The organism is Cupriavidus sp. 05L411 (assembly GCF_056398045.1).
In genome coordinates, this window is sequence record NZ_JBFTOQ010000038.1 from 1 (window position 1) to 21,674 (window position 21,674).

The window sequence follows — 21,674 nt, forward strand, 5'->3', positions numbered from 1 at the left end:
CAGTTGCCGATGGGATATGGCGTGTGCACTTCGGCCCCATTGCCATAGGATTGATTGATGAACGCCAGGCGAAGCAGCACTACCTGACAATCAAAGTGTTACCCATGTGAGTGAACTCGTTTGTTACCCATGTGGTTGATTCGTACACCATACGGCCTCTGAACACCTACACGGCTCGCTTCGCATCGCGTGTGGGTGTCTCCCGCCTGACTGGCGGGAGACACGGCTACACCGAATCGATGTTCTGAGTCTCCCGCTGGGGAGAGGGCGGGCGCTCGCAGTGTCGCGCTGCGCTCGTATGCCCGGTCCGGGCTTTACGCCGCCATCACCTCGCCATACCGCTGCACATGGAAATCGCTGTCGCCCAGCAACGGGTCGATCATCGTCAGCCGCTTGAAGTAATCCCCAACCTCCAGTTCGTCTGTCATCCCCATGCCGCCGTGCAGTTGCACGGCTTGCTGGCCGACGAGGCGGCCGGCCTTGGCGACCGTGACCTTGGCGGCGCTGAGCATGCGGCGGCGTTGGGCGGGGTCGGTTTCGTCCAGGGCTTGCGCTGCCACGTAGGCCATCGACAACGCTAGTTCCTTTTGTACAAGCATGTCGGCCATGCGGTGCTGCAGCGCCTGGAACACGGCTAGCGGCTTGCCGAACTGCTGCCGCGTGCGCAGGTACTCGGCGGTGATCTCGATCAGTTTTTCCATGGTGCCGGCGGCTTCGGCGCATAGCGCGGCAATGCCGTGGTCGATGCCGTGGAGCAGGGCGGGCAGGCCGTCGGCTGCGTTACCGATCATGGCGCTGGCGTCCACGGTGACGTTCTGCAGGGCGAGGTCGGCGGCGCGCAGGCTGTCCATGGTGGGATAGCCGCGCACGGTGAGGCCGGCGGCATTGCCGGGTACCAGGAACAGGGCTAGCTCGTTGCTGCCGCAGACGCGTGCGGTGAGCAGGAAGGCGTCGGCGGCCTCGCCGTGCCAGGCCAGGCTCTTGTTGCCGTTAAGGACGTAGCCGTCGCCCTTGCGCTCGGCGCTGGCGCGCGCGGTCTCGGGGCGGTAGCGCGTGGTGGGTTCCAGGTAGGCGAGGGTGACCACGCGTTCGCCGGCGGCGATGGCGGGCAGCCAATCGCTTTTCTGGGCGGCGCTGCCGTAGGCGCTGAGCACGGCGGTGGCCATCACCGCGGTGGGCGTGACCGGTTCCAGCACCAGGCCACGGCCCAGTTCGCGCTGCACCACCAGCTGGCTGGCGGCGCTTTCGCCGAAGCCGCCGTATTCGCCGGGCACGGTCAGGCCGAGCACGCCCATTTCGGCTAGCTGTGCCCAGGTGGCGCGGTTGAGGCTGCCGCCGCCGCGGGCGCTCTTGCGGCGTTTATCGAAGGTGTATTCGGTATCGATGAAGCGGCGCAGGCTGTCCGCCAGCATCTGCTGTTCTTCGCTGTAGTTGAAGTCCATGACTGTGCTTGTTCCGTCTGTGCTCTCAGAAACCGAGGATCATCTTGGAGATGATGTTCTTCTGTACTTCGGTAGTGCCGCCGTAGATCGATGTCTTGCGCATGTCGAAGTACGTGGACGCGGCGGGCGCGGCCCAGGCCGGGGCGTGCAGCGGTGCGTCGGCGGGCGGTGCTTCGCCGGCTTCGAGCCAGCGCGGGGAGTAGGGCCAGGCATTGGGGCCGGCCACTTCCATCTGCAGCATGGCGAGGTCCTGCTGGATCTCGGAGCCACGGATCTTGACGATGGAGGCTTCCGGGCCGGGGCCGCGGCCGGCGTCTTGCGTGGCTACGCGCAGCAGCAGCATTTCCAGCGCCATGATGTCCATCTCGATGCGCGCGATCTTGTCGCGCATGCGCACGTCGTCGATCAGCGGGCGGCCCGCGCCGTCGGTGGCTTGCGCGGCGTAGTGCTTGAGCTGGCGCAGCTCGCGGTTGCAGTGGCCGATGCCGGCAATGCCGGTGCGCTCGTGGCCGAGCAGGTACTTGGCATAGGTCCAGCCGCGGTTTTCTTCCCCCAGCAGGTTGCCCGCCGGCACTTCCACATCCTCGAACCACACCTCGTTGACGTCGTGGCCGCCGTCCAGCGTGACGATGGGGCGCACGGTCACGCCCGGCGTCTTCATGTCGATCAGCAGCATCGAGATGCCTTCCTGCGGCTTGGACTCGCTGTCGGTGCGCACCAGGCAGAAGATCCAGTCCGCGAAGTGCGCCATCGTCGTCCAGGTCTTCTGGCCGTTGACGATATAGCGGTCGCCCTGGCGCACGGCGCGGGTCTTGAGCGAGGCCAGGTCGGAGCCGGAGCCGGGCTCGGAGTAGCCCTGGCACCAGAAGTCCTCCACCGTGGGGATGCGCGGCAGGAAACGCTCCTTGTGCTCCTGGCTGGCGTACTTCATCAGCACCGGGCCGATCATGGTCAGGCCGAAGGGCAGCAGGCGCGGCGCGCCCGCACGGAATGCTTCGATTTCGAAGATCAGGCGCTGCAGCGCGTTCCAGCCCGTGCCGCCCCATTCCTTGGGCCAGGTCGGCGCACCCCAGCCCCGCGCGTGCAGGATACGGTGCCAGCGCACATAGTCATCCTTCTCCACGCGCTGGTGAGCCAGCACCTTGTCGCGGATATCCGCGGGCAGGCTGGCCTGCACGAAACTCCGAACTTCTTCGCGGAACGCTTGTTCCGCCGCGCTGAAACGCAGGTCCATCTGTCTGTCCCCTCGGTTGGGAAGGCGGGCCGCCACCGGCCGCCGATTTGAGTCGTTGCCGGGATTTTATGGGTGGCAGGGCATTCGGTTCTTCCGCAATGGCAAAGCCGTCCTTTCGCGCTTGCGAACCGATGGACAGCGCAAGCCAGCCGCCTGCAAGCGCACATGCCAAGCAGAACACGGCCTTAGCCAAATCCAAATGGCACGCGGCTGACGCCTGCCGCACACTGGCGCAGTGCCGTCGCAGCACAAAAACAATTCACGCCGAGGAGACAGGCGATGCACCGCTGGACCATACGTTGCACCCGATGGCTTGCCCTATGCGGCTGGCTGGCGGCCACGGCGAGCGCATTCGCCGCTTATCCGGACAAGCCCGTCCGGCTGGTGGTGCCTTTCCCGCCGGGCGGCGCCACCGACCTGCTCGCGCGTGAAGTCAGCCATGCACTGTCCGTGCGGCTCGGCCAGTCGGTCGTAATCGAGAACCGGCCCGGCGCGGGCGGCAACATTGCCGCCGTGGCGGTGGCGCGTGCGCCGGCCGATGGCTATACCTTGCTGTTCGGCACCTTCGGCTCGCTGGCCGTCAACAAGAGCCTGTACGACAAGCCGGGCTACGACCCGCTCAAGGATTTCGCGCCGGTGGCCTCCGTGGCCTACCTGCCCAACGTGCTGGTGGTCCATCCCTCCGTCCCGGCCCGTAACGTGGCCGAGCTGCTGGCGCTTGCACGGCGCGAGCCCGGCAAGCTGACCTACGGCTCCTTTGGCAACGGCTCGTCGTCGCACCTGGCCGGCGAGCTCTTCACCCACATGGCGGGCGTGCGCATCGACCACGTGCCGTACAAGGGCAGCGCCCCGGCCATGACGGACCTGATCGGCGGGCGCCTGACCATGATGTTCGACAGCATCTCCACCGCGTTGCCATACGTGCGGGATGGCCGCGTGCGCGCGCTGGCGGTGACCACTGCCAAGCCGTCCGAGCAGTTGCCCGGCGTGCCGACGCTGGCCGCTGCCGGTGTGCCCGGCTATGAACTCACCGCGTGGTTCGGCGTAGTGGCGCCGGCCAATACTCCGGCCGCCATTGTCGATCGCCTCAACGCCGAGATCGTGGCGTCGCTCGCGCAGCCCGAGCTGGCGGCGCGGCTGGCCAGCCAGGGCACGGTGCCCTTTCCTTCGACGCCGGCGCAGTTCGGCACCTATATGCGCACCCAGTACCAGAAGTGGGACGGCCTGATCAAGTCAGCGAACATCCATCTGGATCAGTGAGTTCGCCACTCCCAACCATTCCCAGCCATTCCCAGCCGTTGCAACAGCCAGTCCGGTTTCAACCTAATCATCGCTTGCATCATGTCCTCTTTCCGCCCCGAGTTCATCCACGACATCCCCCGGCACTGGGCCGAGCAATCGCCCCAGGCGCCTTGCCTGCATGAGGCCAGCGGGGTGCTTAGCTACGGCACGCTGTGGCAGCGCATCACCGCCACTCGCGACTGGCTTGCCGCGCAGGGCGTAGGGCAGGGCGACCGCGTGATGGTGGTGGGCGAGAACTGCGCCGAGATGGTGGTGATGCTGTTTGCCTGCAGTGCGCTGCACGCGTGGCCGATCCAGGTCAACGCACGGCTCTCGCCGCGCGAGATCGACGGCATCCGCGCGCATGCGGAGCCGTTGTTGACGTTCTTTACCAGCCATGTCTCCGACGTAGCCGCGGCGCATGCCAGGCGGCTCGGCGCACAGCCCACCGATTGCGTGGCGCTCGATCCCGGCCTCGCCAGCCTGCGTGCCCCGGAGGTGCCGCCGCGCGTGAGCGCCGCCCAGGCGCGAGACGTGGCCACGCTGATCTATACCTCCGGCACCACCGGCGCGCCCAAGGGCGTGATGGTGCCGCACGCCGGCCTGACCATCTTCGCGCGGATCTCGGCCACCTCGCGCCATCTTGGTCCCAACGACATCGCCTACGGCGCGCTGCCGCTGTCGCATATCTTCGGCATCGCCACCGTGCTGATGGCCACGCTGTACGCGGGCGCCAGCCTGGTGATGCGGCCGCGCTTCGATGCGGCGGACGTGTTCGCCGCGCTGGAGTCCCCCGGCGTCACCATGCTGCAAGGCGTGCCCACCATGTTCACGCGCATCATGGCGGTGGCGCGGGAGTCGGCACTGGAGAGCGGCGCCGCCGCGTTTCCTCGCCTGCGCTATCTCTATACCGGCGGCGCGCCGCTGGACCCGACCCTCAAGCGCGACACCGAGGCATGGTTCGGCCAGCCGCTGCATCACGGCTACGGCATCACCGAATACGCCGGTTCGCTGTTCATCACCCGCATGGACGCGCCGCGCGCCGATTGCTCCGCCGGCTACATCGTCGAAGGCGTGGAGATCAACATCACCAGCGAACAGGGCGAGCCGATGCCCGCGGGTGAACGCGGCCAGATCCGCGTGCGCGGTCCCGGCGTGATGCGCGGCTATTTCCGCAACGCGGAGCAGACCGCCGAGGCGCTGCTGCCGGGCGGCTGGCTCAACACGGGCGATCTCGGCTTCCTCGGTGAAGACGGCGCGTTGTTTATCGTCGGCCGCTCCAAGGACCTGATCATCCGCTCGGGTTTCAACGTCTACCCGATCGAGGTGGAATCCGTCATCAACGCCTTCCCCGGCGTGCGCCAGTCCGCCGTGGTCGGGCGCGCTGCCGCCGATGGCAATGAAGAAGTCGTGGCCTTTATCGAAACGCAGCCGGGCGCGAAGCTGGACACCGCCGCCCTGGAGGCCTACCTGCGGGAAAGCCTGGCGCCGTACAAGCGCCCCGCGCAGATCCGCGTGATCGAGACCATTCCCACCACCGCCAGCGGCAAGCTTTTGAAGCAGCCGCTGCGCGCCATGCTGGACGGCACCGCCGTAGCGGCATGACCCCCGGCGGCGGCTGATTCGATGAACTCGCCGCCGCCAGCGCTTCGCCGCGGGCCGAAGCGTTCTCGCAGCCAGCGCCCCCGCACGCCCGGGCACTGGCAAGACGCACAATAAGGAGGAGACTGATGAAACGATGGATGATGGCTGGCATGCTGCTGGCCTTGGTGCAAGGCACCGCAATGGCGGACAACTATCCGGCGCGCCCGGTGAAGCTGATTGTGGGCTACGCCCCGGGCGGCCCGGTCGATACCGCCGCGCGCATCTATGCCGACTACCTGGGCCGCACGCTCAAGCAGCCGGTGGTGGTGGACAACCGCGCCGGCGCCAGCGGCGCCATTGCCGCGGACCTGACGGCAAAGGCAACGCCGGACGGCTACACGCTGTACTTCGTGGCCAGCCCCACCATGACCATGACGCCGCTGATCCAGAAGTCGGTGAACTTCAATCCCACCAAGGATTTCACCTACATCGGCCTGATCAACGATTACACCAACGTGCTGCTGATCAACAAGGATTTCCCCGCCAAGGATGTCACCGAGCTGGTCGAGTACGCGCGCAAGCATCCGGAAGGCGTCAGCTTCGGCTCGGCCGGCGTGGGCGCGTCCAACCACTTGTCCGCCGAGCTACTCGCGCAGATGGGTGGGGTGAAGATGCTGCACGTGCCGTACAAGGGCAACTCGCCGGCGATGGCCGATGTGATCGGTGGCAAGGTGACCTTCATGTTCGACATCACCGGCACTGCCATCGGCCATATCCAGGGGGGCAAGGTGCGCGCGCTCGCGGTGACGTCGAAGACGCGCAACGCGGCGCTGCCGACCGTGCCGACCATGATCGAGTCCGGCATGAAGAACTATGACCTGACCGGCTGGTACGCGCTGATCGGCCCGCAGAAACTGCCCGCCGATGTGGTGGACAAGCTGGTCAAGGCGCAGAAGTCGATCGGCGACGATCCTGCCTTCAAGCAGCGCATGACGCAGGGCGGCTACGATCTCAATATCACCGGGCCGAAGCCGCTGGCCGACCGCATTCAGCGCGAACTGAAGCTGTGGGGAGGGGTAGTGAAGACGGCGAACATCCAGGTGGATTGAGGCCGGATGGCTCCCCTCACCAGCTTGCGGGAGAGGGGAGCGCGGCGCCGTTCAGGCGCCCGGTGCGCGCTTGCGCAGCAGGTAGCGCTGCACGCCGTCGAGCACCAGCGTGCCGTGCTGGTTATGCACCGTCGAGCGCAAGGTCAGCACGCCGGTGGTGCGGTTCGGTGCGAGCTCGCTGACTTCCAGCGCGCTGTACAGCGTATCGCCCACATAGACCGGATGCAGGAAACGGCTGCTCTGGTCGAGAAACCCCTTCAGCGATTCTTCCACCATATGCGGGAACAGGCCGGCACCCGCCGCCGTCTGGATCAGCACCTGGTAGCCGTGCGCCAGCATGTGCGGCATGCCGTGGGCGCGGCAATACTCTGCGTCGTAATGCACCGGATGGTTGTCGCCGCTCGCCAGCTGGAAGGCGGCGAACAGTGCTTCGGTCATGGTGCGCGAGGGCAGCACAAAGCGTTCACCGGGCACAAAATCTTCGAAATAACGTTGTTCGCACATGCGGTGGCCGCGTGGGTCGAAGCGGGTCGCTTCGGGGTTCGCTGTGGATGGCTTGATGGTCATCGGTCGGTGTCAGGGTTGGTGGCGCGAAGCAGCGCGCCTGCAGAAGAAACCACGCTGCGCCATGGCCTGGCGCAGCGCGGGCGCAGGGTCAATCCGGTCAATCCGGCTTGATGCCCAGCCGCTCCACCAGCGCCTTCTCCTGCGCGATCTGCTGCAGGGCAAAGCGGGTGTAGCCGGCGCTGTCCAGGTACATCAGGTCCTGGTCCTGCTGCTTGAGCGCGGCCAGATGCTGGGGATCTTCCGCGGCGCGCCGCAGCGCATCCTGCAGGATGTTGACCACCTTGGGGTCCATGCCCTTTGGCCCGGCCACGCCGTAGGGCGAGTTCGAGACGATGTCATAACCGAGCTCGCGCAGCGTGGGCGCGTCGGGCCAGCGCGGGGAACGCTGCGCCGTCCATAGATTCAGCCAGCGCAACTTGCCCGCATCGACCAGCGTGCCGGCTGCGCTGCCGGCGGCGCAGAGCTGCACATGGTTGCCCATCAGCGAGTTCAGGCAGTCGGCATCGCCCTTGAAGGGCACGTGGTTGACGGTGAGGTTCTCCTTGGTCACCAGCTCGATCATGGTGATGTGCGGCGAGCTGTACTGGCCCGGCGAGCCGTAGCTCACGGTACCCGGCCTGGCGCGCGCATCGCGCAGGAAATCGCTCCAGTTCTTCCACGGGGAATTGGCCGGCACCACGACGCCAAAGGTATAGCCAGTGATGCGCGAGAGGTAGGTGAAATCGCGTACCGGGTCAAAGGCGGTCTTCTGGATGAAGGGCTGACGGAAGACGGTGACCGGCATCATCGACAGCGTGTAGCCATCGGGTTTCGCTTGCCGCAGGGCAAGCGCGCCCATGGTGCCGGCCACGCCCGGCTTGTTGTCCACCACCACGGTCTGCCCGAGGGACTTCTGCAAGGCCACGGCAAACTGACGGACTACCACGTCGGTGGTGCCGCCCGGCGCATAGGGCACGATCAGTGTCACCGGGCGGGTGGGATAGGTGGGAGCGGGCTGCGCCTGGACCAGCGTGGCGCAGCCTAGAACGATAGCGGCGCTAGCTACGCGCCATGGATTGCGGACTGCGTGCATCGGAAGTCTCCTCTTGTTGTTGTTCCCTTCGATCCCGATGTTGTCGTTGTTATCGTTGTTGCTGTCCTTGCGCGGGTCAGTGCTCCACCACGGCCCATGCGTCCATCGCCTGGCCCCCGGCATCGTCACCGGTCCACAAGGTGACCTTGCCTGGCGTGCCGGCATCGGCTGCGCCGCCCACCGTCACCGTGTCGTGATCGAATATCGGGGCCAGCCCGCGGAAGCCGAAACGGCGCACCGTGGCGCCGGGCATCTCGCGCGCCAGCAGGTCCAGCGTGAGCATCGCCTGCAGCGGGCCGTGCACGACCAGGCCGGGGTAGCCTTCCACGTCGCGCACGTAGTCGTGGTCGTAGTGGATGCGGTGGCCATTGAAGGTGAGCGCGGAGAAACGGAACAGCATCACCGGGTCGGCGCGCAACTGGCGCTGCCATTGCGCCTGGTGCGCCAGGCGCGGCCGCGCGGGCAGTGGCTGCCCCGGCTCCGGCATGGCGCGATAGACCAGGTCCTGGCGCTCGGTCAGCGCGACCTCGCCCCTGACGGTGAGCACATGCTCCACGGTGACAAACCACAGCTCTCCGCTGCGCCCGCTCTTGTGCTCGACATTGCGGATGGTGGAGGTGCGCGTCACCGTATCGCCCACGCGCAGCGGCTTGCGGAAATCCAGTTCGCCGCCGGCCCACATGCGGCGCGGCAGCGGCACCGGCGGCATGAAGCCGCCCAGCGCCGGGTGGCCGTCCTGGCCGAGCTCGCGCTGCGGGGCGCGCGGCAGGAAGTAGAGCCAGTGCCACAGCGGCGGCAGCGGGCCGCGCACCAGCGCGTCGCCGTCGAGGTCGAGCGTGGCCGCGAGGCCGATCACGGGTTCCGGGGCGAGCGTCTCGGTGCGGCTTTCACTGCGGCCGATCCAGGTGCGCAGGGTTTCGAGTTGGGTCATGGCTGGGGGATCGCGGGTTCGGTGCCGGTTAGCGCGGCCAGCGCGAGCATGCGCCGGGCCTGTTCGATGACGGGGCGGTCGACCATCTTGCCGTCGACCTGCACGGCGTGGCTGCCGCTGGCGGTGGCGTCCAGCACGCGCTGCGCCCAGTCCAGTTGCTCGGGCGTGGGCAGGAAGCCCGCGCGCACCGCGGCAAGCTGGGCCGGATGAATGCACAGCTTGGCGGCAAAGCCGAGGGCGCGCGCGTGGGCTACATCGTCGGCGAGCACGGCTTCGTCCTTGAGCGCGGTGGTGACGCCATCCACGGGCGGCGGCAGGCCGGCCACGCGTGAAGCCAGCACAATGCGCGAGCGCGCCATCAGCAACGCTTCGCGGGCATGGGCGCAACCCAGGTCCACGGCGAAGTCCAGCGAGCCAAAGGCCAGCCGCGACACGCCTTGCGCGGTGGCGACCGCATCGATGCCGTGCAGGCCGCACGCGCTCTCGATGATCGCCACCAGGCGGCCCTGCGGGTTGACCTGCGCCAGTGCCCGGGCGATCTCGCCAAGCGCGGCCGGGTCTTCTGCCTTGGGCACCAGCAAGCCGGCCAGCGGCGCGCCGGGCGGCAGGGCGCGCAGCCATGCCATGTCGGCGGCAAAGGCCGCCGAGCTGGCGTCGTTGATGCGCACATAGGCCTGCGCCGGCGAGCCGCGTTCCAGCAGCCACGCGGCAATGGCCGCGCGCGCGGCGGGCTTGGCGTCCGGATGCACGGCGTCCTCGAGATCGAGGATCAGCGCATCGGGCGCGGCGGCCGCGGCTTTGTCGAAGCGTTCGGGCCGGTCGCCCGGCACGAACAGATAAGTCATGGCGATGGTGACGGCGGACATGAAGCGAGTCTCGGTAGGATTGGCCACGTTATTTCGCGGCGGGCAGCCAGTCGTTGACGTTCGCCTGCTTCTCCAGCGCCCACACGCGGGCAATGATGGTGCGCATCTCGGCCTCGCACGCGCCGTGGCGGAACGCGCCCAACTGCAGCGCCTTGGCTTCGAGTTCAGGGCGCGACAGCGTATTGCCCGGATCGCCCTTGGGCACGTCCACGCGGCCCGCCAGCGTGCGGCCGTCGGTGGTCTTGACGGTGACGCGGCCAATCCACTGGCGCGGATAAGCGGCATTGATCTCGTCGTCGAGTTCCATTTCCACCTTGTCGCGGAAGGCAGCCACCTTGGCATCCTGCAGCGCATGGTCCTCGAACTCGCCCAGGCCGGCGTGCGCGTGCACGGCGACCAGGCCCAGCACCGTGCCCATGGAGAACTTGGCCTGGTGGATGGTCTTGGGGTCGGTCACGGGGCCGAGCACATCGATGGCGCCCTGGTGTACGTGCGCGGTCACGCTGGCGATCTGGTCCGCGCTGATCTTCTCGCGCAGCATCAGGTCCTTGAGCGCATCGGCCGCCGGGTGCGTGTGGCGGCACGAGGCGAAGAACTTGAACGAGGTCTCGGCGGTGGCCCAGCGCTCGCCCAGGCCGTCGGTCAGGGCGGCGGGGTTGGCGTCGCTGGACATGCCGGCGGCCATGCCCTGCGGGCCTTCCAGGATGCGCTTCGCGCCGGTAAAGCCCGCGCGTGCGATCCAGGCGGACATCAGGCCGTCGGCAGCTGCCTTGGCGGTGTGCAGTTGCTTGGAGTCCGCGGCGTCGCGCAGGAATTCCCACAGGCCGGCGGCCTGCGTGCCGGCCGAGCCGAGCGCCTGGTTGATGCCCTCAGCGTCCATGCCATAGAGCTTGGCGACAGCGGCGGCTGCCGCCAGCGTGCCGACGGTGCCTGTGGTGTGGAACACACGATAGTGCGAGCGGCCCATGAATTCGCCGATGCGGATGCCCGCCTCGTAGCCGGCGATGGACGCCAGCAGCACTTCGGCGCCGCTCTTGCCTTCGGCCTGCGCGGCAGCGATCACGGCGGGGAACACCACGGCGGCGGGATGCAGCACCGAGCCGTTATGCACGTCGTCCTGCTCCACCACGTGGGAGGAAGCGCCATTGATCAGGGCGGCAAAGTACGGCGAGGTGCGGCGGCGATCCACCAGCACCTCGGCCGGGCCCTGCTGCGGGCCCATGGCGGCGACGAACTCCTGCAGCTTGCGCACCGCCGGTGCATCCTTGCCGGCGATGGCGGAGGCAATCCAGTCGAGGAACAGGTCCTTGGTGCGCGCAACAACGTCGGCGGGCACGTCGGCCAGCGTGAAGCGGGCCAGGAATTCGCACAGCTGGCGGGTAGGGTAGGTGTGGTCAGTGGCTTGGCTCATGCCGGCTCCGGGCGGTGTTCTGGGGTGGTGGTCTGTCTTTCTGTTCCTCCCCTCTCCCACGCCGGTGGAAGAGGGGGGCCATGCCTGCGCGAGGCTGCGCGTCGGCGTCATGGCTTTGTGCTGTCATTCAAATCGTCTTGCTGTCCGTCATCCTGGCAATCTCGCCCGCGCCGTAACCCAGCTCCGCCAGGATGGCCGCGCTATGCGCGCCCAGCGCCGGGACGTCGCCCATCACCGGTTCCACGCCCGACAGGTTGGCCGGCGGCAGCAACGCCCCGATGGGGCCGCCGGGGCTGGCTACTTCGCGCCAGCGTCCACGTGCGGCCAGTTGCGGGTGGTTCCACACGGCCTCGATATCGTTCATGGGCGCGTTGGCGATCTGCGCGTCGTCCAGCAGCGCTTCGACCTGCGTCACCGTCATCGGCGCGAAACGCGCTTCGATCAGCGCGGTCAGCTCGGTGCGGTTCTTGACGCGCCCCGAGTTGGAGGCGAAGCGCTCGTCCTTGAGCAGCTCCGGCTGCGCCAGCACCTTGTTGCAGAAGGCTTGCCATTCACGCTCGTTCTGCAGCCCGAAGATCACGCTGCCGCCGTCGCCGGTACGGTGCACGCCATACGGCGCGATGGCCGGGTGCGACGCGCCAAATCGCGCCGGCGCGTTGCCGCCGTAGTGGCCGAAGTACAGCGCGTAGTTCATCCACTCGGTCAGCGCCTCCAGCATGGTCACCTCCACGCGCAGGCCCTGGCCGGTGCGTCCGCGCTGCAGCAGCGCGCAGAGGATGCCGCTATAGGCGTACATGCCAGCCGCGATGTCGGCGATGGAGATCCCCGCGCGGGATGGCTCATCGGCGCTGCCTGTGATGCCGATCAGGCCGGCGGCCGCCTGGATCAGCAGGTCGTACGCCTTCTTGTCGCGATAGGGGCCGGCGTCTCCGTAGCCGGAAATATCGCAGACGATCAGCTTGCCGTAGCGCGGGTGCAGCGTGTCGAAATCCAGCCCCATGCGTGCAGCCGCGCCGGGCGCGAGGTTCTGCACCAGCACGTCCGCGTCGGCCAGCAGGCGGTGCAGCACGGCTTGCGCCTCGTCCTGCTTGAGATCGAGCGTCAGGCTTTCCTTGCCGCGATTGAGCCAGACGAAGTGCGAGGCCTGGCCATGGACGGTCTCATCGTAGCCACGCGCGAAATCGCCCACGCCGGGGCGTTCCACCTTGACCACGCGGGCGCCGAGGTCGGCCAGCTGGCGGGTTGCGAACGGCGCGGCCACGGCGTGTTCGAGGGAGACGACGCGGACGCCATCGAGCGGGCGGATGCCCTGGTGCGTAGCAAGCATGGGGGCGGCCCTCAGAACGAACGTGGCAGCTCGAGCACGTGCTCGGCCACATACGACAGGATCAGGTTGGTGGAGATCGGCGCGACCTGATACAGGCGCGTCTCGCGGAACTTGCGCTCGATGTCGTATTCGGCGGCGAAGCCAAAGCCGCCGTGCGTCTGCAGGCAGACGTTGGCCGCTTCCCACGACGCATCGGCCGCGAGCAGCTTGGAGATGTTGGCTTCCTTGCCGCAGGGCTTGCCGGCATCGAACAGCGCGGCGGCCTTGTAGCGCATCAGGCTGGCCGCTTCCACGTTCACATAGGCACGCGCGATGGGGAACTGGATGCCCTGGTTCTGGCCGATCGGGCGGTCGAACACGATGCGCTCGCGCGCATAGTTGCTGGCGCGCTCGATAAACCAGTAGCCGTCGCCGACGCATTCGGAGGCGATCAGGATGCGCTCGGCGTTCAGGCCGTCCAGGATGTACTTGAGGCCTTTGCCTTCCTCGCCGATCAGGTTCTCGGCGGGGATTTCCAGGTTGTCGAAGAACAGTTCGTTGGTCTCGTGGTTGACCATATTGCGGATCGGCCGCACCGTCAGGCCCTTGCCGATGGCCTCGCGCAGGTCCACCACGAACACCGACAGCCCCTCCGACTTGCGCTTGACCTGGTCCAGCGGCGTGGTGCGTGCCAGCAGCAGCATGAGGTCCGAGTGCTGCACGCGCGAGATCCACACCTTCTGGCCGTTGATGACGTAGCGGTCGCCCTTCTTCACGGCGGTGGTCTTGAGCTTGGTGGTATCGGTGCCGGTGGTGGGCTCGGTCACCGCCATCGACTGCATGCGCAGCTCGCCCGAGGCGATGCCCGGCAGCCAGCGCTGCTTTTGCTCGGCCGAGCCGTGGCGCAGCAGGCAGCCCATCACATACATCTGGCCGTGGCAGGCGCCGGAGTTGCCGCCGGTGCGGTTGATCTCCTCCATGATGACGGACGCGGCGGTCAGCGGCAGGCCCGAGCCGCCGTACTCCTCCGGGATCAGGGCGGACAGCCAGCCGGCCTTGGTCAGCGCCTGCACGAACTCTTCGGGGAAGGCGTTCTGCTCTTCCACGCGTTGCCAGTAGGCGGAATCGAAGCCGGTGCACAGGGCACGCACGGCTTCGCGGATGTCGGGATACGGCTGGTCGTGCGATGGTTCTGCGAACATGAAAAGGGGCCCCGGTATGGACGTTATATGGACTTGATGGGATTTAGCTTGCGGCCATTATTCCCGAGGGCCTGCCGTGCGGTAATTCGGATTTGCGAAAGAGCGGCTTAGCGCCCCCGGAAGCAGGCCGGGCGGGCAAGGCACGGGTGTGGGCGGCGCCGCACGCACTTGCCCGCGACCCGGGGCTTCTGGCGGGCGTTGCCCACCCTTAGGGAAATCCGTATTGCATATACGTCGCTTTATCGCCACGCTTGCCGGAAACAATAACGCGATAACGCCGCGCGGCCGCACAGGCCGACGCGGGCGGGCACTAGCCGGCATAACCCGGCCAATCCACCACGATGGAGACAAAAGACATGGCAGGCAGCAAACAGCAGCGGCACGGGCAGGGCGGCAGCGAACACGTAGCGCAGACGAGGCGGGCCCAGGCACCATGGCGCTGGATGGCGCTCGCCGCGCTGGCCGCGGCAGCCGCACTCACCGCACCTGCCCCGGCGCGCGCCGCCGATGCCTACCCCACCAAGCCGATCACCATGGTGGTCCCCTTTGCCGCGGGCGGCCCCACCGACGTGGTGGCGCGCACCATGGCCGCGGCCATGTCCAAGACCCTGGGCCAGAGCGTGGTGGTGGAAAACCGGCTCGGCGCCGGCGGCACCGTCTCCGCCGCCTACGTGGCCAAGGCCGCGCCGGACGGCTACACCATCTTGATCCACCACAATGGCATGGCCACCGCGCCGGCGCTGTACAGCAAGCTCCCTTACAAGCCGCTGACGGATTTCAGCTTTGTCGGCCAGGTGGCCGACGTGCCCATGACCCTGCTCGGCCGTCATGACTTGCCAGCCAGGACATTGCCTGAGCTGATTGCCTACATCCGCCAGAACCAGGGCAAGGTCAACCTGGCCAATGCCGGGCTGGGCGCGGTCTCGCAGCTGTGCGGCATGCTGTTCCAGAAAGCCATCGGCGTGGAGCTCACAGCCATTCCCTACCAGGGCACCGCGCCCGCGATGACCGCCCTGCTGGGCAGCCAGGTCGATATCCTGTGCGACCAGACCACCCAGACCCTGCCGCATATCAAGGCCGACAAGGTCAAGCTCTACGGCGTCACCACCAGCACGCGCATCAAGGCCTTGCCTGACACTGCCACGTTAGCCGAGAGTGGGCTCAAGGGCTTTGAGGTCAAGGTCTGGCACGGCATCTATGCCCCGCATGGCACGCCGCCCGCGGTCATCGACCGGCTCAACGGTGCCTTGCGCACCGCGTTGAAGGACCCGGCGGTAGCGGCGCGGCTGGCGGACCTGGGCGCGGAGATCGTGCCGGAGGACAAGCAGACGCCGGAAGGGCTGCGCACCTGGCTGAAGTCGGAGATCGAGAAATGGTCGCCGATCATCAAGGCAGCGGGGGTGAAGGCGGATTGAGCGCCGGGCGCGGGATCGCCGCAGCGCAAAGATAGTAAGATTTCCGGATCCATGCGCCAGTGCTGGCCCATCGGCTGAAGCTGATCGCGCCAGCACTGGCTCTTCCACTACGGATCCGGGAGCCCCCCTTGTTCGATCGCGCCAGACAGCACTTCGCTGCGCTAACCACCCGCGCCGGGTTTCACTCGCTGCGCCTCGTGCGCCAGACCGGCGAGCACTGCGTGATGCGGCGCGGCGTCGCCGAGCCGCCGTCCTTCATGCAGGACATGGGCGCCATGCTCAGCGTGCGGCTGGATGGCGTGGAGGCCTACGCCGCCACCAGCGATCTCAGCGTGGCCGGCTTGCAGCGCGCGCTCGACAGCGCCGAGGCACTCGCCCGGCGGATCGCCGGGCGTGGCCTGGTCGACCTGCGCGGGCTGGAGCCGCCGCAAGGCCAGGCCCGCTACGAATCCCCTGGCTGGCATGGCGCGTTCCCCGGGCTGGCCGAACGATTCGCCCTGCTGGCGGCGGTGTCCGCCAGCGTGCCCGCCGATCCGCGGCTGGTGAACTGGCTGGTTTATCTCGATCACCAGCGCCATGAGCAGCTCTACCTGAATAGCGCAGGCGCCGAACAATGGCAGGCTCTGCGCTTCGTCTATCCCGGCATCAGCGCGACCGCCTTCGACGGCAGCGACAGCCAGACCCGCAGCTTTGGCGGCTTCGGCAGCGGCCAGCAGGGCGGGGCGGAGGTCATCGCGCGGCTCGGCTTCGCTGGCGCCGCATCGCGGGTGGCGGACGAAGCCTTGCAGTTGCTGCTGGCGCCCAACGCGCCGAGCGGCCCTACCGACTTGCTGCTGATGCCGGACCAGATGATGCTGCAGATCCACGAATCCATCGGCCATCCGCTGGAACTGGATCGCATCCTCGGCGATGAGCGCAATTACGCTGGCACCAGCTTTATCGGGCTGGAGGACTTCGGCCGCTACCAGTACGGCTCGGACCTGCTCAATATCAGTTTCGACCCGGGCATTCCCGAGGAACTGGCCAGCTATGGCCACGATGACGAAGGCCAGCCCGCGCAGAAGGCCTTCCTGATCCGGGATGGCCTGTTGCTGCGCCCGCTGGGCGGCGCGCTGTCGCAATGGCGCAGCGGGCTGCCGGGCGTGGCAAACAGCCGAGCCTGCAACTGGAACCGCCCGCCCATCGATCGCATGGCCAACCTCAACCTGGAGCCGGGCGACCGCACCATGGCGCAACTTATCGGCGGCATCGAACGCGGCATCCTGATGTCGTCCAACCGTTCGTGGTCCATCGACGATGCGCGCAACAAGTTCCAGTTCGGCTGCGAATGGGGGCGCCTGATCAAGGACGGCGAGCTCAAGGGCGTGGTCAAGAACCCGAACTATCGCGGCGTTTCCGCGAATTTCTGGCGCAGTCTGGCTGCCGTTGGCGATGCCAGTACCTTCGAGGTGCACGGCACGCCGTACTGCGGCAAGGGCGAGCCTAACCAGGTGGTGCGCGTCGGCCATGCTTCGCCGGCCTGTGTGTTCAAGCAAGTGGAAGTCTTTGGAGGTGCCGCGTGATGACGGATGCGCAGTCGTTGTTTGCGGCGCTGGCCGAGGATGTGCGCAAGGCGCTGGGAGAGGGCGAAGCCTTCACGCTGTGGTACAGCGCGGAGGCGTCCGAGTTCATCCGCTTCAACCGCGCAAGGGTGCGCCAGGCCGGACAGGTGCGGCAGGCCACGGCGCGGCTCCAGCTGATCCGCGACGAGCGCCACGCCAATATCGCCGTCGCGCTGTCGGGCGATCCCGCGACCGATCGGCAGCGCCTCGCCGACGGCTTGCTGCAGTTGCGCGAGGCCATCGGCCAGTTGCAGCCGGACCCCTACCTGATGCTGGAGCGCGCGCCCTGGCAGCGCACGCTGGCCGATGCGGCCGCGCCGCCGGACACCGCAGAAGTGCTCGCGCAGATAGATGAGGCCGCGCATGGGCTCGACCTGGTCGGCATTTATGCCGCCGGCCCGCTCTACCGTGGCTTCGCCAGCAGCTTCGGCGCTTTCGGCTGGCATGCCGCACAGGGCTTCCACTTCGACTGGAGCCTGTTCCACGAGAACGGCCAGGCCGTGAAGGCCGACTACGCGGGCTCGCGCTGGGACGCCGCCGAGTTCGCCAGCCGCTTTGCACAGGCGCGCCGGCAGCTGGAGCACCTGGGCAAGCCGCAGCGCGTGTTGCCGCCCGGCGACTACCGGGCCTACCTGGCCCCCGCCGCCCTCGACGATGTGCTCGGCATGTGTTCCTGGGGCGGCTTCTCGGCCCGCGCGCTGGCGCAGAAGGAAAGCCCGCTGCAGCGGCTGTACGATGGCGGCGCCCGGCTTAGCCACTTGCTTGACCTGGATGAACGCGCGAGCGGCACGCTGGCTCCGGCCTTCGGCCCGGAAGGCATTCCACGCAGCGACGTGACGCTCGTCCAAGCGGGGCTGCCTGCTGGCCGCCTGGTCTACCCACGCAGCGCGCGCGAGTACGATCTCGCCGCCAATTCCGCCAGTGCCGGTGAGGCGCCAGAGTCCCTTGCCATGGCGGCCGGCAAGCTCGCGCAGGACGACGTGCTTGCGGCGCTTGGCACGGGCCTCTATATAGGTAACCTCTGGTATCTCAACTGGTCCGATGCGCCGGCGGCCCGCATGACGGGCATGACGCGCTTCGCCACGTTCTGGGTGGAAGATGGCCGCATCCAGGCACCGCTTGGCACGATGCGCTTTGACGACAGCATCTACAGCTTCCTGGGCGAGCACCTCGAGGCGCTGACCAGCGAGCGGCAGTTGCGGGTGTCGAGCAATACCTATGGCGAGCGGCAGACCGATTCGGCGCTGTTGCCAGGTGCGCTGACCGGAAAACTAACGTTGACGCTCTGAGCGAATGAGGAGCTGGCGCACTGGCTCCTCAGCTTTGCCCGAACTCGTCTCGCGGTGAGTGCATGCAGGCGTCACCAGCATGACCGAATCCAGACGGAATTCGGTCTGGCGTCCATTTCGCGCAATGACCAGATGCGGGCTGGCCGGGAGTCCCGCTCAAACCGGCTCCCGCGCCGCATCCGTCAGATACTGAATCAACGTCTCCGCAAACTGCGGCAACTCCCGCCCCGGCCGGCGCACCAGACGCAGATCGCGCTTGGCCCATTCATCCTCAAGCGGAATAAACCGCAGCACCTTGCGGCTGGCATAACGCCGCGCGCAGCTATTGGGCACGATGGCGATGCCCGCGCCTGCCTCCACCATTCGGCACACGGCGTCGAAGCTGCCCAGCTGGATGCGCAGGCTGATGCGCTTGCCCATGCCGCTGGCGATGCGGTCCAGGAAGGACTGGATGGCGCTGAACTGGTTCAGGCCCACGAAGCGGCAGGTATCCAGCAGGTCGGCAAAGTGCAGGCTGGTGAATTGCGGCAGCGGGTGGTTGACCGGCGCGATCACGATCAGTTCGTCGCTGCAGAGCTGCATGACCTCCAGGTCATTGGTGGCGACCTCGCCGGCGACGATGCCGAGGTCCGCCGCACCGGCGCTGATGGACGAGACGATGGCCTGGGAAAGCTGCTCTTCCAGTTCGATATCCACGTCCGGGTTCTCGGCCAGGAAGCGCGACAGCGCGGTGGCGAGGAAGGAGTTGGTGGCGGTAGTGTTGGCCAGCAGGCGCACGCGGCCCTTGACGCCTTTGGCGTAAGGGCGCAGGTCCGAGTGCAGGCACTCCAGTTCGCGGAACACTTCGCGCGCGTGGCGCAAGAGGGCGTCGCCGGCGGGCGTCAGGCGTACGCCCTTGACCTGGCGGATCAGCAACTGGGTCTGGAAGGCCTCTTCCAGTTGCTTGATGCGGGTGCTGGCGGCGGGCAGGGAGAGGAAGCTGCGCTCGGCGGCGCGGGTCAGGTTTTCGGTTTCGCCGACGTTGAGGAACAGGCGCAGGTCGGTCAGGTCGTAATGCATGTGTTTCGCTGGGCCAAAGGCCTCTTTTGTCAATCGTGAATAGCAATGTCCCCGCCGTCAATTTATCGTATTCGGCGTGGCAAGAGAACCATAAAGGCCGGCTCGTCCGTATTGCGCGGGCGGTTACCGGCTTGCCTTGCGCAAAGGCGGCGCGAAACCCGAGCCGCCGCGCAGCCACCCAGGAGGACGACACATGACAGTTCGGCGCTACAGCGCAAGCAGGCTGGCGGGCGTGGCCACCATGCTGGGCGTGGCTACCTTGGCCACCATGGGCGGCGCTGCCGCAGCCGACTATCCGGACAAGCCGGTGCGCCTGATTGTGCCCGCGGCGGCGGGAGGCACCACCGATATCGCCTCGCGGCTGGTCGGCAAGCGCCTCTCCGAGCTGCTGGGCCAGCCCGTGGTGGTGGAAAACCGTGCCGGCGCGGCCGGCATCGTCGGCGTGCAGGCACTGCGCCAGGCCGCGCCAGACGGCCATACGCTGATGATGGGCAATATCGGCCCCAATGCCATCAACTACGGCCTGTACAAGCAACTTCCCTACCGTGCCGAGGACTTCGCGCCGATCACCATGGTGGTCTCGGTGCCCAATGTGCTGGTGGTCAACGCCAAGGTGCCTGCCCGCAACGTGGCGGAACTGGTCGCGCTGGCCAGGTCCCAGCCGGGCAAGCTCTCGTTTGCCTCGTCGGGGACCGGGCAATCGGTGCACCTGTCCGGCGAGCTGTTCAAGAAGCGCACCGGCATCGACATCATCCATGTGCCATACAAGGGTGCCGCGCCGGCCGTGGCCGACCTGGTCGCCGGGCAGGTGACGATGATGGTGGACAACCTGCCCAGCTCGCTGCCGCATATCCAGTCCGGCAAGCTGCGCGCGCTGGCGGTGACCAGCGCCACGCGCGTGGCCGAGTTGCCCGACGTGCCCACCATGAAGGAAGCCGGGCTCGACGACTTCCAGGTGACCGCATGGTTCGGCCTGGTGGCGCCGGCGGGCACGCCGGCTGCAGTGGTCTCGCGCCTGCAAAAGACGGTGGCCGGCATCCTGGCCGAGCCCGAAGTGAAAACGCGCCTGGCCGATCTCGGTGGCGTGCCGGGCGGCGACACGCCCGAGCATTTCGCCAGGTTCATCGACGCGGAGCGCGTGCGCTGGGCCAAGGTGGTGAAGGACACCGGCATTCCACAGCAATGAGGGCGAGCCCGATGCACGGCACGCAACACCACGCCACATCAAATCACATCACAACGCAACGCAACGAGAGGGCAAGGCATGCAAGCACTGAAAGCGCGCCACCGCAGGTCATGGCTACAGGCCGTGCTGATTGCCCCGCTCGCGGCGGGGCTGCTGGGCGCGAGCGCTTCGGCGCTGGCCGACACCTGGCCCAACAAGCCGATCCAGTTGCTGATTCCCTATCCGCCGGGTGGCAGCGCTGACCTGCTGGCGCGCCCCGTGGCGGCCAAGCTGCAGGAGCGGCTGGGCCAGCCCGTGGTGCTCGACTACCGGCCGGGCGCCGGCGGCACCATTGCCTCGCAGCAACTTGCGCGCGCCAAGCCGGACGGCAACACGCTGATCGTGGTGCTGGCCGCGCACGCTATCAATGCCAGCCTCTATCCCAAGCTGCCGTATGACACCCGCAAGGATTTCGCGCCGGTATCGCTGGTGGCCAACCTGCCGCTGATCCTGGCCGGCAGCCCCTCGCTGAAGGCCAGGACAGTGCCTGAGTTGATCGCCGCGGCCAAGGCTGCGCCGGGGCAGCTCACGTTCGGCTCCGCGGGCAACGGCAACACTGGCCACCTGGCCGGCGAACTGTTCGACAGCCTGGCCGGCGTCAAGATGACCCACGTGCCATACAAGGGCAGCGCGCAGGTGGTCAACGCCATGCTGGCTGGCGAGGTGCAGCTGACCTTCGACAGCATTTCCACCTCGATGCCGCATATCCGCAGCGGCCGCCTCAAGGCGCTGGCCGTGACCAGCGCCAGGCGCGCCACGCTGGCGCCGGACGTGCCCACGCTGTCCGAGGCCGGCGTGCCCGGTTTCGACATCAATGGCTGGTATGCGGTGCTGGCGCCGGCCGGCACGCCGAGCGCCATTGTCGAGCGGCTCAGCAAGGAGATCGCGGCTGTGCTGACCCAGCCGGACCTGCGCGCGAACCTGGCATCCAATGGCTATGAGCCGGTGGGTTCCACGCCGGCCGCGCTGGGCGCGCATATCGATGCGGAGATCACGCGCTGGAGCAAGGTCGTGAAGGACTCGGGCGCACGCCTGGAATAAGAGATCAACCAAAGAGATCAACCAATATCCGGCCTGGCG

The 21,674-nt window shown here is 67.4% G+C and carries 18 protein-coding genes; 8 read left to right on the forward strand and 10 right to left on the reverse strand.

Translation table 11 applies throughout. The features are described 5' to 3' along the window. Nucleotides 1-314: 314 nt before the first annotated feature. A complete protein-coding gene (locus AC1DQR_RS30920) occupies nucleotides 315-1,442 on the reverse strand; it encodes an acyl-CoA dehydrogenase family protein (protein WP_416051410.1) in 1,128 nt (375 codons plus the stop codon). Between the two features lie 25 nt (nucleotides 1,443-1,467). Further along, nucleotides 1,468-2,676 (reverse strand): acyl-CoA dehydrogenase family protein, encoded by a 1,209-nt coding sequence (locus tag AC1DQR_RS30925; RefSeq protein WP_253929632.1) that lies wholly within the window; start codon nucleotides 2,674-2,676, stop codon nucleotides 1,468-1,470. Between the two features lie 279 nt (nucleotides 2,677-2,955). Between AC1DQR_RS30925 and AC1DQR_RS30930 the strand changes: the two genes are divergently transcribed. The 3 genes from AC1DQR_RS30930 to AC1DQR_RS30940 all read left to right on the forward strand — a co-directional run bounded on the left by AC1DQR_RS30930 (nucleotide 2,956) and on the right by AC1DQR_RS30940 (nucleotide 6,650). Next, nucleotides 2,956-3,936, forward strand: coding sequence for a tripartite tricarboxylate transporter substrate binding protein (locus AC1DQR_RS30930; RefSeq protein WP_043357257.1), 981 nt, complete (start codon nucleotides 2,956-2,958; stop codon nucleotides 3,934-3,936). An 81-nt stretch (nucleotides 3,937-4,017) separates the two neighbouring features. Next, nucleotides 4,018-5,562 carry a class I adenylate-forming enzyme family protein gene (locus AC1DQR_RS30935; RefSeq protein WP_416051411.1) on the forward strand — a complete coding sequence of 515 codons (1,545 nt, stop codon included), beginning with the start codon at nucleotides 4,018-4,020 and terminating at the stop codon, nucleotides 5,560-5,562. 125 nt (nucleotides 5,563-5,687) lie between these two features. Beyond that, complete coding sequence (locus AC1DQR_RS30940) at nucleotides 5,688-6,650, forward strand: Bug family tripartite tricarboxylate transporter substrate binding protein (protein WP_477134386.1); 963 nt, start codon at nucleotides 5,688-5,690, stop codon at nucleotides 6,648-6,650. 51 nt (nucleotides 6,651-6,701) lie between these two features. Here AC1DQR_RS30940 and AC1DQR_RS30945 read toward each other — a convergent pair whose 3' ends face one another. The 7 genes from AC1DQR_RS30945 to AC1DQR_RS30975 form a co-directional block, all read right to left on the reverse strand. Then, complete coding sequence (locus AC1DQR_RS30945; RefSeq protein WP_416051413.1) at nucleotides 6,702-7,217, reverse strand: MaoC family dehydratase; 516 nt, start codon at nucleotides 7,215-7,217, stop codon at nucleotides 6,702-6,704. A gap of 97 nt (nucleotides 7,218-7,314) precedes the next feature. Beyond that, a complete protein-coding gene (locus AC1DQR_RS30950; protein WP_416051414.1) occupies nucleotides 7,315-8,289 on the reverse strand; it encodes a tripartite tricarboxylate transporter substrate binding protein in 975 nt (324 codons plus the stop codon). A gap of 76 nt (nucleotides 8,290-8,365) precedes the next feature. Continuing rightward, nucleotides 8,366-9,220, reverse strand: a complete 855-nt coding sequence (locus AC1DQR_RS30955; protein ID WP_416051415.1) for an HTD2 family dehydratase — start codon at nucleotides 9,218-9,220, stop codon at nucleotides 8,366-8,368. Next, on the reverse strand, nucleotides 9,217-10,086 hold the full coding sequence (locus AC1DQR_RS30960; RefSeq protein WP_477134387.1) for an HpcH/HpaI aldolase/citrate lyase family protein: 870 nt from the start codon (nucleotides 10,084-10,086) through the stop codon (nucleotides 9,217-9,219). The genes AC1DQR_RS30955 and AC1DQR_RS30960 overlap by 4 nt, the downstream gene beginning before the upstream one ends. A gap of 28 nt (nucleotides 10,087-10,114) precedes the next feature. Continuing rightward, complete coding sequence (locus AC1DQR_RS30965; RefSeq protein WP_477134388.1) at nucleotides 10,115-11,497, reverse strand: MmgE/PrpD family protein; 1,383 nt, start codon at nucleotides 11,495-11,497, stop codon at nucleotides 10,115-10,117. Nucleotides 11,498-11,624: 127 nt separating this feature from the next. Beyond that, nucleotides 11,625-12,824, reverse strand: a complete 1,200-nt coding sequence (locus tag AC1DQR_RS30970) for a CaiB/BaiF CoA transferase family protein (RefSeq protein WP_416051417.1) — start codon at nucleotides 12,822-12,824, stop codon at nucleotides 11,625-11,627. Nucleotides 12,825-12,835: 11 nt separating this feature from the next. Next, the gene (locus tag AC1DQR_RS30975; RefSeq protein ID WP_150985202.1) at nucleotides 12,836-14,005 is read right to left on the reverse strand and encodes an acyl-CoA dehydrogenase family protein; all 1,170 of its coding nucleotides are present in this window, start codon (nucleotides 14,003-14,005) and stop codon (nucleotides 12,836-12,838) included. Between the two features lie 443 nt (nucleotides 14,006-14,448). Between AC1DQR_RS30975 and AC1DQR_RS30980 the strand changes: the two genes are divergently transcribed. From AC1DQR_RS30980 to AC1DQR_RS30990, 3 genes are all read left to right on the forward strand, one after another. After that, complete coding sequence (locus tag AC1DQR_RS30980; protein ID WP_416053350.1) at nucleotides 14,449-15,420, forward strand: tripartite tricarboxylate transporter substrate-binding protein; 972 nt, start codon at nucleotides 14,449-14,451, stop codon at nucleotides 15,418-15,420. 128 nt (nucleotides 15,421-15,548) lie between these two features. Then, the gene (locus tag AC1DQR_RS30985; protein ID WP_477134389.1) at nucleotides 15,549-16,982 is read left to right on the forward strand and encodes a TldD/PmbA family protein; all 1,434 of its coding nucleotides are present in this window, start codon (nucleotides 15,549-15,551) and stop codon (nucleotides 16,980-16,982) included. Then, nucleotides 16,982-18,310: a TldD/PmbA family protein gene (locus tag AC1DQR_RS30990; protein WP_477134390.1), complete on the forward strand. Its 1,329-nt coding sequence runs from the start codon at nucleotides 16,982-16,984 to the stop codon at nucleotides 18,308-18,310. The genes AC1DQR_RS30985 and AC1DQR_RS30990 overlap by 1 nt, the downstream gene beginning before the upstream one ends. A gap of 156 nt (nucleotides 18,311-18,466) precedes the next feature. Here AC1DQR_RS30990 and AC1DQR_RS30995 read toward each other — a convergent pair whose 3' ends face one another. Further along, entirely contained in the window at nucleotides 18,467-19,369 is a 903-nt protein-coding gene (locus tag AC1DQR_RS30995) for a LysR family transcriptional regulator (RefSeq protein ID WP_150985207.1), read from the reverse strand. Between the two features lie 193 nt (nucleotides 19,370-19,562). Here AC1DQR_RS30995 and AC1DQR_RS31000 point away from each other — a divergent pair, with 193 nt between their 5' ends. Further along, the gene (locus AC1DQR_RS31000; protein WP_416051419.1) at nucleotides 19,563-20,555 is read left to right on the forward strand and encodes a Bug family tripartite tricarboxylate transporter substrate binding protein; all 993 of its coding nucleotides are present in this window, start codon (nucleotides 19,563-19,565) and stop codon (nucleotides 20,553-20,555) included. Nucleotides 20,556-20,633: 78 nt separating this feature from the next. Then, nucleotides 20,634-21,635 (forward strand): tripartite tricarboxylate transporter substrate binding protein, encoded by a 1,002-nt coding sequence (locus tag AC1DQR_RS31005; protein ID WP_416051420.1) that lies wholly within the window; start codon nucleotides 20,634-20,636, stop codon nucleotides 21,633-21,635. Nucleotides 21,636-21,674 lie beyond the last annotated feature (39 nt).